Raw genomic sequence first — 15565 nt, forward strand, 5'->3', positions numbered from 1 at the left:
GTGACCCTGCGCTTTCTGCCAGGCCTGTTGCTGTTATTGCCACGGATAAGCCCTTTGGCTCACGCCGCGTTGATCGATGACGTTAGCCACCGATGCGAATCGCACACCGCCCTCGACGCAGACACGCCGCCCTGAATCTTCAGGCAGGCCGGGCACCTGACCAGGTTTGAGGTTGAGCCGGGCCAACGCTTGGCGCAAGCGCAGCAGGTGCAGGCCTCAACCCTGATCACGGACGGCAACGAGTTGCTGTCAGGGATTGAAAGCGGGACATACAATGTTGCAATCATCACATCGGTTCGACTCCCCAACTGCATAGTCGGTTCGATTTCAGCGAGCCCTGTGAAAACGCTCGTTCCAGAAAGGCATGCCTGTTTGCCAGAAGTGCCTGAATAATGCTTTGCAGCGCATCCGGGGCGAAGGGCGGTGGGCCGCTCTGGCACAGAGAGGGCAGGTGGCCGAGAGACAGGCGCCCTGCGGCCGCTGCTCGGCAGCGGCCGTGGCGCCCGATACATCATGGGTGTGTGGATGGGTCGCGCATGCTTTTCACATCAGACGCGTTGACGTCCGCCCCTCTGTTGCCCCAACTGGTGCGGATGAAATTGACCACATCGGCCACTTCCTGATCCGACAAGCGCCAGTCGAAGGCGGGCATGGTGAAGGTCGACGGCGCGGTGTGTGTCGCCGGGAGTGTCCCGCCCTTGAGCACGATATGGATCAACGAGGTCGGGTCTTCGGACTGCAACACCGGGTTGCCCGCCAGCGCCGGGAACACGCGGGCATAGCCATGACCATCGGTGCGATGGCACGCGGCGCAGTTGTCGATGTAGACCGCCGCACCGCGTTTGCTGTCGTCGCCGTTCCACAGTGCGTCGGCCACGGCCGGGTCGTACTGATGGGGTTTGTCGGTTGAATCCACCGCAGGCAAAGACTTCAAGTAACGTGCGATTGCCGTCAGGTCGGCATCAGACATGTACTGCATGCTGTGAACGATCACGTCACTCATGCCGCCAAACACCGCACTGCGATCACTGCGCCCGGTTTTCAGGAACTGCACCAACTGCGTTTCGTCCCAGCTGCCAAGGCCGTCCTTGTGGTCGCCGCGCAGGTTTTTGGCGATCCAGCCTTCCAGCGGCGCACTGCCCGAGAGGAAGGTGCTGCCGTCTGTGGCGCTCAATGCTTTTTCCTGCATGGTCAGGGCGCGCGGGGTGTGGCATGCGCCGCAGTGGCCCAGGCCTTCCACCAGGTACGCGCCACGGCTGAGCACCGGATCTTGGCCCGCGACGGGGGTGAAATCGTGCACGGCGGGCGCAAAGGTCCAGCGCCACATGGCCAGCGGCCAGCGCATGCTCATGGGCCACGGGATATCCACCGGTTTGTTCGCGTGCTTGACGGGCGCCACGCCTTTCATGAAGTAGGCATACAACGCGTGCATGTCTGCCTCATTCACACGGGCGTAGGACGGGTAGGGCATCGCCGGGTACAGGGTACTGCCGTTTTGCGCAATGCCATGGCGCACGGCGTTGTCGAAGTCCTCAAAGCTGTAATCGCCGATGCCGCTTTTGTCTGGCGTGATGTTGGTCGAGTAGATCGTGCCAATCGGGGTTTCCATCGGCAGACCGCCCGCGAACGGCTTGCCGTCCTTGGCGGTATGGCAGGCCACGCAGTCCCCGGCGCGCGCCAGATACTCGCCCTGCCGGATCAAGGCCTGCGGATCTGCCCCGGCGGCCATGGCCGAGACGCTGCCCAGCAGCCCGAAGGTCGCGATAACAAGTGCTTTCATGGTCATCGCTCCTTATGCCTGAACCAGCGGGCCGGGGTTTTTCAGGTACTGCTCGCGAATGGCCCGCGCCGACCAGTAGGTCAGTGCCGCTACCAGCCCGGTCGGGTTGTAGCCCAAGCCCTGCGGGAAGGCTGACGCGCCCGGTACGAACACGTTATGCACATCCCAGCTCTGCAAATAGCGGTTCAGCGCACTGGTTTTCGGATCGGTGCCCATGATCGCGCCACCGTTAAGGTGGGTGGTCTGATAAGACGCCGTGTTGAAGTGGTCACCGACTTTTTTGCCCAGCAGGGCGATGGCCTTCGGGTTCATTGCCTGGGCGATCTTGCCCATTTTTTCCATCATGAAACGGTTCATCTTGATGTCGTTTTCTTGCCAGTCGAATGTCATACGCAGCAAGGGCTGGCCGTAGGCATCGCGATAAACCGGGTCGAGATCCAGGTAGTTGCCACGGTAAGACTGATGCGCACCGTGAGCATCCATGGATACTTGGTGGGTGTAGTAATCGGCGGTGGCTTTCTTCCACGCGCTGCCCCACGCCGGGGTGCCCGGCGGGTTGGACGTGCCGGCAATCGGACGGCTCCCGGCCTGGTTGACCCACATAGGGGAGCCACCCACGAAACCGTGCGGCCCGTGATCGAAGTTGTCGGCGTTGAAGTCATCAATCGCCACGCCATTGCCGCCCGCACCGATGAAGTTGTTGGTGTGCACGTCTTTGTCGAAGTACGCCTTGATGGTGCCCATGTTCTGGTAGGCAAAGTTACGGCCCACCACACCTTCATTGGTGATCGGGTCGTAAGGTTTGCCGATGCCCGAGAGCAGCATCAAACGCACGTTGTGGAACTGGAACGCGCCCAGAATCACCAGGTCGGCGGGCTGTTCGATTTCGCGGCCCAGGGCGTCGATGTAGGTAACGCCCGTGGCTTTGGTTTTGTCGCTGTCGAGGTTGACGCGAATCACGTGCGCGTTGGGGCGCAGTTCAAAGTTGGGCACCTGCTTGAGCGCGGGCAGGATGTTCACGTTGGGCGAGGCTTTGGAATACATGTAGCAGACATAGCCGCTGCAAAAGCCGCAGAAGTTGCACGGCCCCATCTGCGCGCCATAGGGGTTGGTGTACGGCCCCGAGGTGTTGGCTGAAGGCAGGTTGTAGGGTTTGTAGCCCACTTCATTGGCGGCTTTCTGAAACAGTTGTGCAGAAACGGTGTTTTTCTGCGATTCCAGCGGGAAGTGATTTGAGCGATCCGGCGCATACGGGTTGCCGCCTTTGCCTTCACCTACTAACTGCCCGTTGACGGTCCATGCCTGTCCCGAGGTGCCGAAGACTTTTTCGGCGTAATCGAAAAACGGCTCCAGTTCTTCATAGCTCACGCCGAAGTCCTGGATGGTCATGTCCTTGGGGATGAAGTGTTTGCCGTAACGCTCTTCGTAATGGCTGCGCAGGCGCAGTTCGATCGGGTCGACACGGAAATGCACGCCTGACCAGTGCAAACCGGCACCGCCCACCCCGTTGCCAGGCAGGAAGGCACCCAACTGGCGGTTCGGCAGTGCGACGTCGTTCACGCTGTGGCGGATGGTGACGGTTTCTTTCGACACATCCTGGAAGAGCTTTTTGCGCACGCTGTAGGTGAGTTCGTCGATGACCTGCGGGTAATTGCCATCCGGGTACGTGTCCTGCATCGGGCCGCGCTCAAGGGCTACCACGTTCAGTCCCGCTTCGGTCAGCTCCTTGGCCATGATCGCGCCTGTCCAGCCGAAACCTACAATCACGGCGTCCACTTTTTTCATAACGGTCATGCTCAGGCCCTCTCGCCGCGGATCGATACTGCCGGGAAGGGGTACTGCTCATTGCGTTCTACCCAGTCCATGAAGTCGGCGCGGGCGCCGGGGAAGCCGATCAGGGTCCAGCCGACCATGCCTTTGTTGCCACCGTGAATCGGGTCGCAGAAGAACCCTTCCTTGGTGTTTTGCAGCAGCAAACTGAAGAACATCTTCGCCGGGACACTCTCCAATTGCGGGGTGCCTGCTTCCAGCTGCGAGAGCACGATGTCTCGGGTAGCGCTGTCTAGCCCAGCAAATACAGAGCCGTAGACCTTTTTGCAGTGCTCATCCGTGGCGGCAATGCCCAGGCGATAAATCTGATTGGGGACCAGTTTGCTCTGCCAGCCCATCTCGGCCGGGGCATCAGCATTGAACGGGCCTTGCATGAACCACAGCGCGCCGCTGGCGTAAGGCGTGTTCATCTGGCGGTCGATGTATTCCGGCACACCGGCTTCCAGTGCGCCGGGGCCTTGTTCGTCAGCGGGAATCAAGCGCGCCACGGCGGCCTGCACAAATGCCCACTCTTGGGCGGTGAAGTAGGTGGGTTCGTACGCATTGCCGGCAGCCGGCGCGGGCGATCGCCCTTCGCGAGCCGCGGCGTTGGCATCGACGCTGGCCGAGGCCATCAGCACTGAGCCGCCAAGGCTGGTGCTGGCGACAGTCACCACGGGAATCAGGGTCAGGGTTTTGCGCAGAAACTCACGCCGCGGGTTGTCTTGTTCAGACATTAGGCACCTCATCAGGCATTCACGGAGGACAGCTGCTCAGCGGCAGCTTTTCGTTTTGGCAGGCGGCACGGGTCGGCTTCGACCGGGAAAAACAACGCGCAGGCAAACATTGGTTACAAATTCTAACAGGCCAATGACCTAGGTGAATCGTTTCATGCGTAATTTTGCCGCACCCCGCGGCAATTAAATCCGGGCAATTGCGGGCTTCACGTTTTTTTGACAAGCGGCTCACAGCGTTTTGATTGCGGCTGATCCACCCTCGCCCCACATTTTCTGATCTTTATAAAAACGGTCGAACTGATATGGCGAAACATCGGATTCTCCCTGCGCTGTGCCTGATATTCCTGACGTTGGCGGCGCTGCCACAGGCGCAGGCGGATGAACATCCTGCGTCTCGCCCTGCGCAATGGGCCCAGCCTGTTGCCACGCAATACAACCTGTATCAAATGTCGCCCACGCTCTGCCGCAGCGCCTTGCCAGACAGCCATGCGCAGCCGCTGCTGGCAACGTTGCAGATTGCGACGGTGATCAATTTTCTGCCCGAGGCCGACAGCACGTGGCTGAAAACCCCCGGCGTGACTCAGGTGCAGCTACCGTATCGCACCAATCACGTGGACGACCAGGACGTACTGGCTGCGCTGCGCGCCATTCAGACGGCACAAGCGCGCGGGCCGGTCTTGATGCATTGCAAGCATGGCGCCGACCGCACCGGGCTGATGTCAGCCATGTACCGCGTGGTGGTTCAGGGCTGGAGCAAAGAAGAGGCTCTTACAGAAATGACCCAAGGCGGCTTCGGTGAAAATGCGCATTACAAGGATGGCGCGAAATACCTGATGAACGCAGACATACCGGCCTTGCGTGCAGCCTTGAGCAGTGGCGCGTGCAGCACGAGTGCATTTGCATCGTGTGTGGTGATGAACTGGCTGAAGCCGGGCAAGGCTTAAGCCGCAGCGTGTGCGGCCAGTTGGCGTAAGGCGGTTTTGCGCGCCGGCAGCGGCAATTTCGCGAGGTGTTCCACGGCGGCATAAAACGTCTGCCAGTCGTTGCCGCTTTGCTGGAACAACGCCGCGAACGCGGGCACCCATTGATCGTAGAGCCCGAACGGTAGCAGTTTGGCGTTGTTCATCGGGCTGTTGATCCAAGGGTCAAAACGCGTATTGGCGGCCCAGTGTTGATCGCGCAATAGGCGGTATTGATCGCGCATGCGCTCAAACGTTTGGGCTTTGCGCTGGCGCAGAGTGTCGGCCGGTAACTCTTGCGCGTAGAGGGTTTGCAACGCTTGGCGCGTTTGCAGCACCAAGCCGATAAATTGCTCGCGTTGTTGAGTGGCGCGTGGATCGGGGGGCGGTAAGCCTTGGTGGGCACGCCACTGACGCGTGCCTTCCTGTTCGACGAAGTTCGCGAAGGATTCGTTGAATTCTGTGTCGTCTTTGACGTAAACACGCTGGTGAGCCAGTTCGTGAAAAATTACGCTGGCGAGTCGCTCGTCACCCCAGTTCAGCATGGTGTTGAGGATCGGATCGTCGAACCAGCCCAAGGTTGAATAGGCTTCCACGCCACTGACAAAGACATCCCGGTGTTGCTCGCGTTGTAAGGCCGCCTCGCCCCGCGCGCCTGCCAATGAGTAGTAGCCACGGTAGGCAACGCACCCGGCAATCGGGAAGCAGTGGGTGATGGGGTCGAGTGAAAATTCCGGGGTCGCAAACACGTTCCACACCACGTAAGGGCGTTTGAGGTCGGCGTACAGGCGATAGCTGGCGTTATCAGGCAGTAGCAGATGCTGGCTGGCGAAGGTACGCGCCGCCTGTGCATGGGCAAGCTGTTTGCGCAGGGTTGCGGGGCGTTGGGGGTCGTTGATGACGCGATCGATCGGCTCGCGGGCTTTTAGTAGGTGCAACTGCCCGCTGGCCAGTTGTGAGTAATAGTTCACGCTGGAACAGCCACTGAGCAGGGTCAGTGCAGCCAGCACCCATAAACAACAAGCCCTGGGCGTCATCGGGTAATCCAGTCAAAGAGTGCGGCAAGCCTAGCTGTTAAGAGGGTGGGTGCGCCACAGTCGTGGTGAAGGCGCTATGCTGGCACTTCACACTGCCAAGGAAACGAGCATGCGAACTTTTACCGGGTTGGCGCTAGCGTGTCTGCTGCTGAGTGCGTGTGCCAGCACGCCCTTGCCTGTGCACAACCCCGCCATGGCGTGGGTCGATCTTGAGACGCAAACCGGCAAGCTGGTGATGGCGGAACGGCTGGATAACCAGCGCACGGCCGATGGCCGCTATTTTCAGGTGACGCCGGGCAGCCATGAACTCATGGTGCGGTTCGACTATGAAGTGTTTATCGGGGGCATGAGCCAGTTCAGCAACCCGCAGGAACGGCTGTGCTACCTGACGCTCAATTACGCCGATTTTCAGCCCGGTCAGCGTTATCGGTTGCAGGCACGCTCCCTGGGCTTCAACGCCTATGCCCGGCTGTTTAACGCCGAGGGCAAGGTGGTGGCCGAGGAGCGGCTGGTCAACTGTATTCCGTAGCGATCAGTTGTCGTTCTTCTGGTAGATGATCTTTTTCGTGCCGTTTTCGCACGTGCCTACCACCATGTTCTGGTCTTGGACTTCATCGTTAGTCACGATTTCCAAGGTGTAGGACGACACGTTATTAGCCTGAATCTTGGCCTCGATTTCAGCCTTGAGTTCTTCACACGGCTTGGGCGCGGCCAACACAGTGGTCGCCATGGCGCAGCAGATAACAGCTAAAGCGAAACGTTTCATGGTGAGACTCCCTTGATTGCGATGCGCAAAGTCATGCATTGACGCACGCGGGGATGATTCGATCACATTCGGCGTCAATCCAGACTGATCCAGGGCAAACACACGGGGATCGCCAAGACCGCCCTGGCCTGCTCAAGGGTGAGCGGGCCAGGGCGCGGTGCCGTGCTTGATCAGCTCAGCAACGTGGCGTCGAGCGTGATTTCGGCCTTGAGAACCTTCGACACCGGGCAGCCTTCTTTGGCCTTGGTGGTCAATTCGTCGAATTGCTGCTGGGTGGCGCCCGGCACTTTGGCCTTGAGCACCAAGTGCACGGCGGTGATCGCGAAACCGTCGTCTTGTTTATCCAGCGTCACTTCTGCGGTGGTGTCGATGCTCTCGGCGGTGAGCCCTGCTTCACCGAGGATCATCGACAGGGCCATCGAGAAGCAGCCAGCGTGTGCGGCACCGATCAGTTCTTCGGGGTTGGTGCCTTTGCCGCCTTCGAATCGTGCCTTGAAGCCGTAAGGCGCTTCGCGCAGTACGCCGGTTTCAGTGGAGATGGAGCCGATGCCGGTTTTAAGATCGCCTGCCCAATGAGCCGATGCTGTCTTTTTAATACTCATGCGTGCCTCCTGAAGAACGGCGTGAAGGTTTCACGCCTTGTGTGGAGTTGTGAGGGTAGTCGGCCGAGTAAAGTTCATCCTGTCGGACCAATCGTCTTTTTTAGTAGCTCATTTCGTAGCCTGCTATTGAAACTCGGGTATATGCCCATATTGCAAAGAGCATTGGCAGGTTTTGGCGAGCGTCTGAGCCTGCGTCCCATTAGGAGTAGCCGGCTGATGACACACCTGTCCGATATCAAGTTCTCAACCCTCGATCTGGTGCCCGTGCGTGAAGGCGGCAGCGCTGCCCAATCGCTGCACAACTCGCTGGATTTGGCGCAGCACGTGGAGAAGTTTGGCTATCACCGCTTTTGGGTTGCTGAACACCACAACATGGACGGCATCGCCAGTTCCGCGACCGCGGTGCTGATCGGTTATCTGGCGGGCGGTACATCGACCATTCGCGTGGGCTCTGGCGGTGTGATGCTGCCCAACCATGCGCCGCTGGTGATTGCCGAGCAGTTCGGCACCCTTGAAAGCCTCTACCCCGGGCGCATTGATCTGGGGCTCGGCCGTGCGCCGGGTTCGGATCAGATGACCGCGCGTGCGTTGCGACGCGAACGTTCCGGCAGTGCCGATGATTTCCCAGAGGATGTGGCCGAGCTGATGCGCTACTTGGGCCCGCGTACGCCGGATCAGCGCGTGATTGCCATGCCCGGGACCGGCACCCAAGTGCCTGTGTGGCTGCTCGGTTCGAGCTTGTTCAGTGCCCAATTGGCGGGTGAACGCGGCTTGCCTTACGCCTTCGCCTCCCATTTCGCACCCCGTTTGATGCATGAAGCCATTCGCGTCTACCGCAATCACTTCAAACCCTCGGCCGTACTCGACAAACCCTACGTGATGCTGGGCGTGCCGCTGGTGGCCGCCGATACCGACGAGCACGCCGAGTACCTGGCGACGTCCGTCTATCAGCGCATTCTGGCGTTGATGCGTGGGCAAAGTCTGGTGCAGCGAGCGCCGGTCAAGACCATGGACGGTGTGTGGTTGCCGCATGAGAAAGACGCGGTGATGAGCTTCCTCGGCCTGGCCATGGTCGGTAGCCCCGAGAAGATCCGCGCCAAACTCGAGGTATTGGTCGAGCAAACGGGCGCTGATGAGCTGATGTTCACCTGCGACCTGTACGAACATGCTGACCGGATTCATTCCTATGAATTGCTGGCGCAGGTGATGACGCAACGCTGAGAGGCCCGTACGCCACAATAACTATCCACTACCTGACGGCCTGATCGGGCCGTCAGGCTGGCATGACCTTGTTTACCTGCGGTCATGCCCATGCCTTCCTCCCTGCACCACCACACGCCAAGCCTCGCCGCTTTTGACCCACGTGGCTTGAGTGTGCGCCGCGTGGCTTATCACCGAACCTCCTCCAGCGCACCGGCTCGGGCGCGCATCACCCGCCAGGTGTTTAGCGCGACGGGCGTGCTGCTGGAGCAGTGGGACCCGCGCTTGCATCGCCTGCGGGACCATTCGCCCGCGCCTCCCTCCAATCAAAGCACCCTGTACAGCCTCGGCGGCCAACGCCTCTTTAGCCGCAGCGTCGATGCGGGCAGCCGCTGGTGGTTGCGCGGAGCAGCGGGGCAGGTGCTCAGGCGCTGGGACTCAAGGGGTGGGCAACAGCGGCAGGTGTTCGACCCATGGCTGCGACTGATCGCACGGCATGAGCGCGGCGCTGATGAACTGGCCGAACGTTGCGTCGAGGTGCTGACCTATGGAAGCTTCACGCCACAGGACCAGCTCGCCAACCGCTGTGGGCGGTTGGTGCGGCATGAAGATGCCTCGGGGTCTTTGCGTTATGAGCACTATTCGTTGACCGGGCAGGTGTTGAGCGAGCAGCGCAGGCTCTGTCAGTCACTGGACGCGGTGGACTGGCCGCAGGCGGTGGCTGAGCGGGATGCACGGTTGAAGCCTGAGGGGTTCACTACGGCCTGGCACTACGACGTGTTCGCCGCCGTCATCGGGCAAACCGATGCCAAAGGGCATTGCCAGCACAGTGTCTATGGCATCGACGGGCTGTTGCTCGAAAACGCCCTCACCCTCAACGGTGAGCGCCGCCAGGTGCTGATCGATCAACGCACCTACAACGCCAGTGGCCAGTTGGAGTCCGAACGCGCTTCAAACACTGTCATGACAGTGGCGCAGTATGCGCAGCCTGATGGACGTCTGGAGCGGTTGCAGGCTTATCGGGCTGGCGAGGCGAAGTCGCCGCTGCAAGACCTGAACTATGAATATGACCGGGTGGGCAATGTGACCCGGATCCGTGACAACGCGCAGCCGGTGCAGTGGTCGTTTAATGCCCAGGTCGATCCGGTCAGTACTTTTACTTACGACACGCTCTATCAGTTGGCCTCTGCAAGTGGTCGCGAAAACGCGAATAACAGCCCCTCCCCGGCTTTATCTGAGCTCAAGCTGTTTGGCGTGAAAGATGACACGGTCTGGCGCAACTACCGGCAAGTGTACGCCTACGACGAGGCGGGCAACCTGACCCAGTTACGCCATCACGTGAAGACCGGCAGCGGCTATCGACGGACCCTGGCGGTGGCCAGCACCAGCAATCACGGAGTACTGCATGACGACGAGGCCGTTACGCCTCAAACCCCTGGACTGGGCAGTGCGTTTGACCGCAACGGCAACCAACTGTCGCTGGGTCGAGGGCAGGCCCTTCAATGGAGCGTGAACAACCACCTGTTGAGCGTCACGCTGGTTCACCGCACCGATGCTCGCAACGACGAGGAGGCTTATACCTATGACGCGGCCGGGCAACGGGTGCAGAAAGTGCGCACGACCCTGGCCGCAAGCAGAGTCCATACCCGTTCGGTTTTGTATTTGCCAGGGCTTGAGATCCGCGAAGACACGGCCACCGGCGAGCAACTCAATGTCATTACCGTTCAAACCGGCTTGAGCGGGGTCAGGGTGTTGCAATGGGACCGCAGCCGGATTAACACCGAGGCTGACACGCAGTTGCGTTTCAGCCTCGCAGACCTGTCGGGCAGCACGACGCTGGAGCTTGACGGGCACGGGCAGTTAATCACGCAGGAAAGCTACTACCCCTTTGGCGCCACGGCCTGGTGGGCGGCCCGGACAGCGTTGCAGGCCACCTACAAAACGGTGCGTTACGCGGGCAAGGAACAGGACGCCAGCGGGTTGTATTACTACGGATTTCGCTATTACGCGCCATGGTTGCAACGCTGGATCAACCCCGACCCCGCGGGCGCCGTGGACGGTTTGAACCGCTACGTCATGGTCGGTAACAACCCGGTTTCAAAACGTGATCGCATGGGCTTGAATGGCGCTTATTCGGATCTCAGGCCAAATCGTGTTCAGGCCTTGGAACGTTACGTTCAGGAGCATTTTCCGACGGTTTACCTTCAGCCCCTGGAGACATTCATCTTCCGGCATAGCCTTTCAGGCGGTGAGCATGCGGATGTCATCAACGCATTAAGCGCTGAAGGGTTCAGTTTCGAAGAAATGGCCCTGTACAACGCGTCCGTGAGCATCAGCGCCAACAGGCCAGCCAATATCATGCAGGGCTTGGGTCAGGTCTATATCGCGTCATCCAGTTACTTCAACGAAGCGGCCAGGTGGATGACCAATCCTCTTTTCAATCCGGCCCCTGGCGACTGGCGCGCAGCGGACATCGAGACGACCTACTCCGGCATGCAACCCGAAGGCGCTGTCACGTTTGATCCTGCCGAATCAGGCATGAGTGACGCGTTGAGTGTGACCCGCCAACGCGCGGTCGAGCTGTTCAATCTGCATATTCGCAGCAACCCCGGCGCCTCCGTGACGACGACCTACAGAGGCCAAAGGGTGAGCGATGTGGGGTTGAAAGCCCTGTCCGCACAAGCCAAAAAAGGGGACATTGTGCGCACCGAGCAATTCCTGTCGGTGAGCGACATGATGAGCGTAGCCAAGCGGTTTGCGCTGGGGTCCTACGACACACGTCGGGGGGCTCTGAACCCCGTGATGTTCACGGTCATAGGCAAACTTGCTATGTCCTTGCCATCACCGGTCAATGAGGCCGAAAGCGTTTACCCGCTGGAGTCGACTTTCACCATCAAGCCTGCGGGCTTCTCTCAGGCGCTTGTCAGAGCCTATGCCCCGTCTGCGACCCACTTTGTGCTGCAAGAGGTGCATGTGCCGCCATCAAAGCGTCAATCACTGCCCTTTATGACCGATCCCCACGGGCTCAGGTGGTAGCCTGCGCCCTCACTGCCTGAACCCTGGGAATCAAAACGGTGCATCGCCCAGAATAGTGGCGCGGTGCATCACGCGGCGGTTGGGGCGGTAGTCATCCACGGCGTAATGCTGAGTGACACGGTTGTCCCAAAACGCCACGTCGTTTTCCTGCCAGCGCCAGCGAATGGTGTATTCAGGGCGCGTGGCGTGGGCGAACAACAGCTTCAGGAGCGCCTCGCTTTCAGCCTCTGACAGCTCATTGATGCGAGTGGTGAAACCCTCGTTGACGAACAACGCCTTGCGACCGCTCACCGGGTGCGTGCGTATCACCGGGTGTGACAGCGGCGGGTTGTTCTTGCGCGTCTGGTCCCAGCGCGCGAAGTCTTCCGGGGTGGAGCCGAAGCGCTCCAGCGGGAATGACTTAGTAAAGTCGTGGGTCGCCGTCAACCCGTCCAGCAGCCGCTGCAAGGGTCCTGACAGTCCCTCAAATGCCGCAATTCCGCTGGCCCACAACGTGTCGCCCCCAAAGGCTGGCAACTGCTTGGCACTCAACACCGCGCCCAGGGCAGGCGTTGGCAGGAAGGTGACATCGGTGTGCCAGACCGCATTGTCGCGCACGTCGGTGACGGCGGTGTCCAGCACCAGCACTTCGGGTTGCTCGGGGATGTTCGGGTAAATCGGATGGATGTGCAGATCGCCGAAATTGGCCGCAAATCGCGCTTGTTGCTGCGGGTTGATCGACTGGTTCCTGAAGAAGATCACGTGATGCGTCAGCAGCGCCTGTTCAATGGCTTCGCGCTGTTCGATGCTCAGCGGCTGAGTCAGGTCAACGCCTTCAATCTGCGCGCCGAGGGCAGCGCTAAGCGGGGTAAGGGTCAGGCTCATGGTCATTCTCTTCATCAGCGCGCCGATGGATCAGCGTCGTGTTAGTTCGAAACAGTTAGTGAGCCTGGCCGTGCCACGGCACCAGCTTGCGTTGCAGGGCGCGCAGGCCCATTTCCATGGCGAAAGCGATGATGGCAATCACCAGAATGCCCAGCACCACTACATCGGTGACCAGAAATTGCGCGGCCGACTGCACCATGAACCCCAGGCCGCTGGTGGCGGCGATCAGCTCGGCGGCCACCAACGTGGACCAACCCACGCCCAGGCCAATGCGCACGCCGGTCAAAATGTCGGGCAGGGCACTGGGCAGGATTACATGCCGAATCAACTGCCAGCGGGTCGCGCCCAGTGACTGCGCAGCGCGCACCTTGGCCGGGTCGACGGTGCGCACGCCGGTGGCGGTGGCAATGGCAATCGGCGCGAAGATCGCGAGGTAAATCAGCAGCACTTTCGACAGCTCGCCGATGCCGCACCAGATGACGATCAGCGGCAAGTAAGCCAGTGGCGGGATCGGGCGATAGAACTCGATCAGCGGGTCGAAAATCCCCCGCGCAATGCGGTTATGGCCAATCGCAATGCCCACTGGAATCGCCGTGAGAATCGCACACCCCAGGCCCAGCCCGATGCGGCTCAAGCTGGCGCCCAAGTGCTGCCACAAGGTGGAATCCATGTAGCCCCGGGTTGCCAGCAGCCAGCCTTTTTCCAGCACGGCGGACGGTGGTGGCAAAAACAGCGGCTCGATCAGGCCCGCAGCGGTCACGGCCCACCAGGCAGCGATCAGCGTAATAAGGGTCAACAGGCTGATCCAGCGTGTGCTCAGTGGCCGTTTGGCCGGGCGCGGTGCATGGGCCGCTGCGGGTGGGGTGGCGTCGTTCGCCAGTTCGTAACTGCTCATGCGCGCTCCTGCCGCCGGGTGGCGTCGCGTTGCGAAAACACGCGTTCGAGCACGTGTTCGCGGGTTTCAATAAAACGGGGGTCCGACTTGATCGAGCGCGCGGACTCTCCGGCGTTGTAGCGCTGCCCGAAGTCCAGCGTCAGGCGTTCCACGATGCGTCCCGGATTCGGTGCCAGCAGAATCAGGTCCGTGGCCAGAAATACGGCTTCCTCGATGTCGTGGGTAATCAGGAACACCGGCTTGGCAGTGCGGCGGCACACTTGCAGCAACAGCTCCTGCATCTGTTCACGGGTGAAGGCATCGAGGGCGCCAAACGGTTCGTCCATCAGCAGCACGCGAGGATCGGCCGCCAACGCACGGGCCAGCCCCACGCGCTGTTTCTGCCCGCCCGACAGCTCCCAGATCCGGCGTTTTTCAAAACCCGACAAATCCACCATCGCGAGCATTTCGCGGGCCCGGCTTTCGCGTTTGTCCTTGGCGATACCCGCCAGTTCAAGGCCGAAGCCGACGTTGGCCAGTACGTCTTGCCAAGGCAGGAGCACGTCATCTTGAAACACCACGCCGCGTTCGGCGCTGGGGCCATGGACCGGCGCGCCATCGAGGGTGATACGCCCGCCGCTGGGTTCGACAAAGCCTGCAATCAGGTTCAGCAACGACGTTTTACCGCTGCCCGACGGGCCGAGTGCGACCAGCAACTGCTGAGGGCCGAGGTTGACGGAAATGTCCGACAGCACCGGTTCGGCAGCCCCCGGGTACTGTGCGCTGATGCGCTCCAGTGATAACAAGGCCATGTCGGGCGGCTCCTGAAAAAGCGTGAGTTATTGAGCGACGAAGCGGGCGTTCACAGACGGCGCGTAGTCAGGCAGCACGGCGTCCACTTTGCCTTGCTCTTTAAGGAAGGCCGCTGTGTCAGCGAGGGCTTTGGTGGTGGGCGCGCCCAGCAATACCGCCTGATCGGTGGCCAGCGGGTAGACGTTGCCTTGCAGCAACAACGGGATATCAGCCGCTTTGGCGCCCGACAGCTTCACCAGCTTGTCGATGTTGCTTTGATTGGCCAGCCAGGCTTTCGGGTCATTGTGGTAGTCGGCGTAAGCATCCAGGGTCACCTTGGCGAAGGCTTTGACGACGTCCGGGTGTTTGGCGGCAAAGTCTTTGCGCACGATCCACGCATCAAACGTCGGGGCGCCGAACGTGCTCAACTCGCCGGAGGTAATCAGCACCTTGCCGTTTTCTTTGGCGGCACCCAGCGCCGGGTCCCACACGTACGTAGCGTCAATGTCACCGCGCTTCCAGGCGGCAATGATGGCGGGCGGCGCAAGGTTCAGAATCGTGACCTTCGACGGGTCGATGTTCCAGTGCTTCAACGCGGCCAGCAGGCTGTAGTGGCCCGTTGATACAAACGGCACGGCGACTTTTTTACCGATCAGATCCTGCGGGTTGTTGATGCCTGAACCGTTGCGCGCTACCAGCGCTTCAGCGCCGCCGATCTGAGTGGCTATCAAAAAGGTTTCGACCGGGACGTTACGGGTGATCGCCGCGGTCAACGGGCTGGAACCCAGGTAGCCGATTTGCACATCGCCCGACGCGATAGCGGCAATGATGTCTGCGCCGTTATCAAACTTGCGCCACTTGATGGGGGCGTCGATGGCTTTCTCGTAAGCGCCGTCTGCCTGAGCAACTTTTGCCGGGTCAACGGTGGTTTGGTAGGCAACGGTGAGATCCGTGGCGGCCTGTGCGAAGAAGCTGGCTGTTGCCAGGGACAAAGCAGCCAAAAGGCGTAGGGGAGAATACTGTTTCACGTTGAAGCTCCTCGACAGGCGGCCGGATATCGGCAGGAAGCGAGGTTAAATGATCTAAGAATCGCTAAATAAATAACTTTT

Annotated in this window: 14 protein-coding genes and 1 pseudogene; 5 read left to right on the forward strand and 10 right to left on the reverse strand. The window is 60.4% G+C overall.

All coding sequences use genetic code 11. The annotated features are described in order from the left end of the window. Positions 1 to 6: 6 nt before the first annotated feature. Positions 7 to 445 (forward strand): annotated as a pseudogene (locus BKD70_RS25295) (transporter substrate-binding domain-containing protein); the annotation flags it as partial. A gap of 66 nt (positions 446 to 511) precedes the next feature. On the opposite strand, the gene BKD70_RS03390 reads toward BKD70_RS25295, so the two are convergent. The 3 genes from BKD70_RS03390 to BKD70_RS03400 are packed head-to-tail and all read right to left on the reverse strand — an operon-like array spanning position 512 to position 4326. Next, positions 512 to 1780, reverse strand: a complete 1269-nt coding sequence (locus BKD70_RS03390) for a cytochrome c (RefSeq protein WP_047278609.1) — start codon at positions 1778 to 1780, stop codon at positions 512 to 514. 12 nt (positions 1781 to 1792) lie between these two features. Further along, positions 1793 to 3574: a GMC family oxidoreductase gene (locus BKD70_RS03395; protein WP_162493706.1), complete on the reverse strand. Its 1782-nt coding sequence runs from the start codon at positions 3572 to 3574 to the stop codon at positions 1793 to 1795. Positions 3575 to 3576: 2 nt separating this feature from the next. Beyond that, positions 3577 to 4326: a gluconate 2-dehydrogenase subunit 3 family protein gene (locus tag BKD70_RS03400; RefSeq protein WP_047278605.1), complete on the reverse strand. Its 750-nt coding sequence runs from the start codon at positions 4324 to 4326 to the stop codon at positions 3577 to 3579. A gap of 302 nt (positions 4327 to 4628) precedes the next feature. On the opposite strand from BKD70_RS03400, the gene BKD70_RS03405 reads away from it, so the two are divergent. Beyond that, positions 4629 to 5270 (forward strand): dual specificity protein phosphatase family protein, encoded by a 642-nt coding sequence (locus BKD70_RS03405; protein WP_047278603.1) that lies wholly within the window; start codon positions 4629 to 4631, stop codon positions 5268 to 5270. On the opposite strand, the gene BKD70_RS03410 is transcribed toward BKD70_RS03405, so the two are convergent. Further along, positions 5267 to 6322 (reverse strand): aminopeptidase, encoded by a 1056-nt coding sequence (locus BKD70_RS03410; RefSeq protein WP_047278601.1) that lies wholly within the window; start codon positions 6320 to 6322, stop codon positions 5267 to 5269. The genes BKD70_RS03405 and BKD70_RS03410 overlap by 4 nt on opposite strands. A gap of 109 nt (positions 6323 to 6431) precedes the next feature. Between BKD70_RS03410 and BKD70_RS03415 the strand changes: the two genes are divergently transcribed. Beyond that, complete coding sequence (locus BKD70_RS03415; RefSeq protein ID WP_047278598.1) at positions 6432 to 6851, forward strand: hypothetical protein; 420 nt, start codon at positions 6432 to 6434, stop codon at positions 6849 to 6851. Between the two features lie 3 nt (positions 6852 to 6854). On the opposite strand, the gene BKD70_RS03420 is transcribed toward BKD70_RS03415, so the two are convergent. Both BKD70_RS03420 and BKD70_RS03425 read right to left on the reverse strand, forming a co-directional pair. Beyond that, a complete protein-coding gene (locus tag BKD70_RS03420; RefSeq protein WP_047278597.1) occupies positions 6855 to 7088 on the reverse strand; it encodes a DUF1161 domain-containing protein in 234 nt (77 codons plus the stop codon). A gap of 170 nt (positions 7089 to 7258) precedes the next feature. Beyond that, positions 7259 to 7690 (reverse strand): OsmC family protein, encoded by a 432-nt coding sequence (locus BKD70_RS03425; RefSeq protein WP_047278595.1) that lies wholly within the window; start codon positions 7688 to 7690, stop codon positions 7259 to 7261. Positions 7691 to 7906: 216 nt separating this feature from the next. Here BKD70_RS03425 and BKD70_RS03430 point away from each other — a divergent pair, with 216 nt between their 5' ends. Continuing rightward, positions 7907 to 8911: an LLM class flavin-dependent oxidoreductase gene (locus tag BKD70_RS03430; RefSeq protein ID WP_047278592.1), complete on the forward strand. Its 1005-nt coding sequence runs from the start codon at positions 7907 to 7909 to the stop codon at positions 8909 to 8911. 90 nt (positions 8912 to 9001) lie between these two features. Continuing rightward, the gene (locus tag BKD70_RS03435) at positions 9002 to 11926 is read left to right on the forward strand and encodes an RHS repeat-associated core domain-containing protein (protein ID WP_052892489.1); all 2925 of its coding nucleotides are present in this window, start codon (positions 9002 to 9004) and stop codon (positions 11924 to 11926) included. Positions 11927 to 11956: 30 nt separating this feature from the next. On the opposite strand, the gene tauD is transcribed toward BKD70_RS03435, so the two are convergent. The 4 genes from tauD to tauA are packed head-to-tail and all read right to left on the reverse strand — an operon-like array spanning position 11957 to position 15484. After that, the gene (tauD, locus tag BKD70_RS03440) at positions 11957 to 12790 is read right to left on the reverse strand and encodes a taurine dioxygenase (protein ID WP_047278591.1); all 834 of its coding nucleotides are present in this window, start codon (positions 12788 to 12790) and stop codon (positions 11957 to 11959) included. A gap of 55 nt (positions 12791 to 12845) precedes the next feature. Beyond that, the gene (gene tauC / locus BKD70_RS03445; protein WP_047278589.1) at positions 12846 to 13685 is read right to left on the reverse strand and encodes a taurine ABC transporter permease TauC; all 840 of its coding nucleotides are present in this window, start codon (positions 13683 to 13685) and stop codon (positions 12846 to 12848) included. After that, positions 13682 to 14476, reverse strand: a complete 795-nt coding sequence (gene tauB, locus BKD70_RS03450; protein ID WP_047278587.1) for a taurine ABC transporter ATP-binding subunit — start codon at positions 14474 to 14476, stop codon at positions 13682 to 13684. The genes tauC and tauB overlap by 4 nt, the downstream gene beginning before the upstream one ends. Positions 14477 to 14503: 27 nt before the next feature. Beyond that, positions 14504 to 15484, reverse strand: a complete 981-nt coding sequence (tauA, locus tag BKD70_RS03455; RefSeq protein ID WP_047278585.1) for a taurine ABC transporter substrate-binding protein — start codon at positions 15482 to 15484, stop codon at positions 14504 to 14506. Between the last annotated feature and the right edge of the window lie 81 nt (positions 15485 to 15565).

Origin of the sequence: Pseudomonas sp. BS-2016, from assembly GCF_001806145.1 — a bacterium.
Taxonomy (GTDB): domain Bacteria; phylum Pseudomonadota; class Gammaproteobacteria; order Pseudomonadales; family Pseudomonadaceae; genus Aquipseudomonas; species Aquipseudomonas lundensis.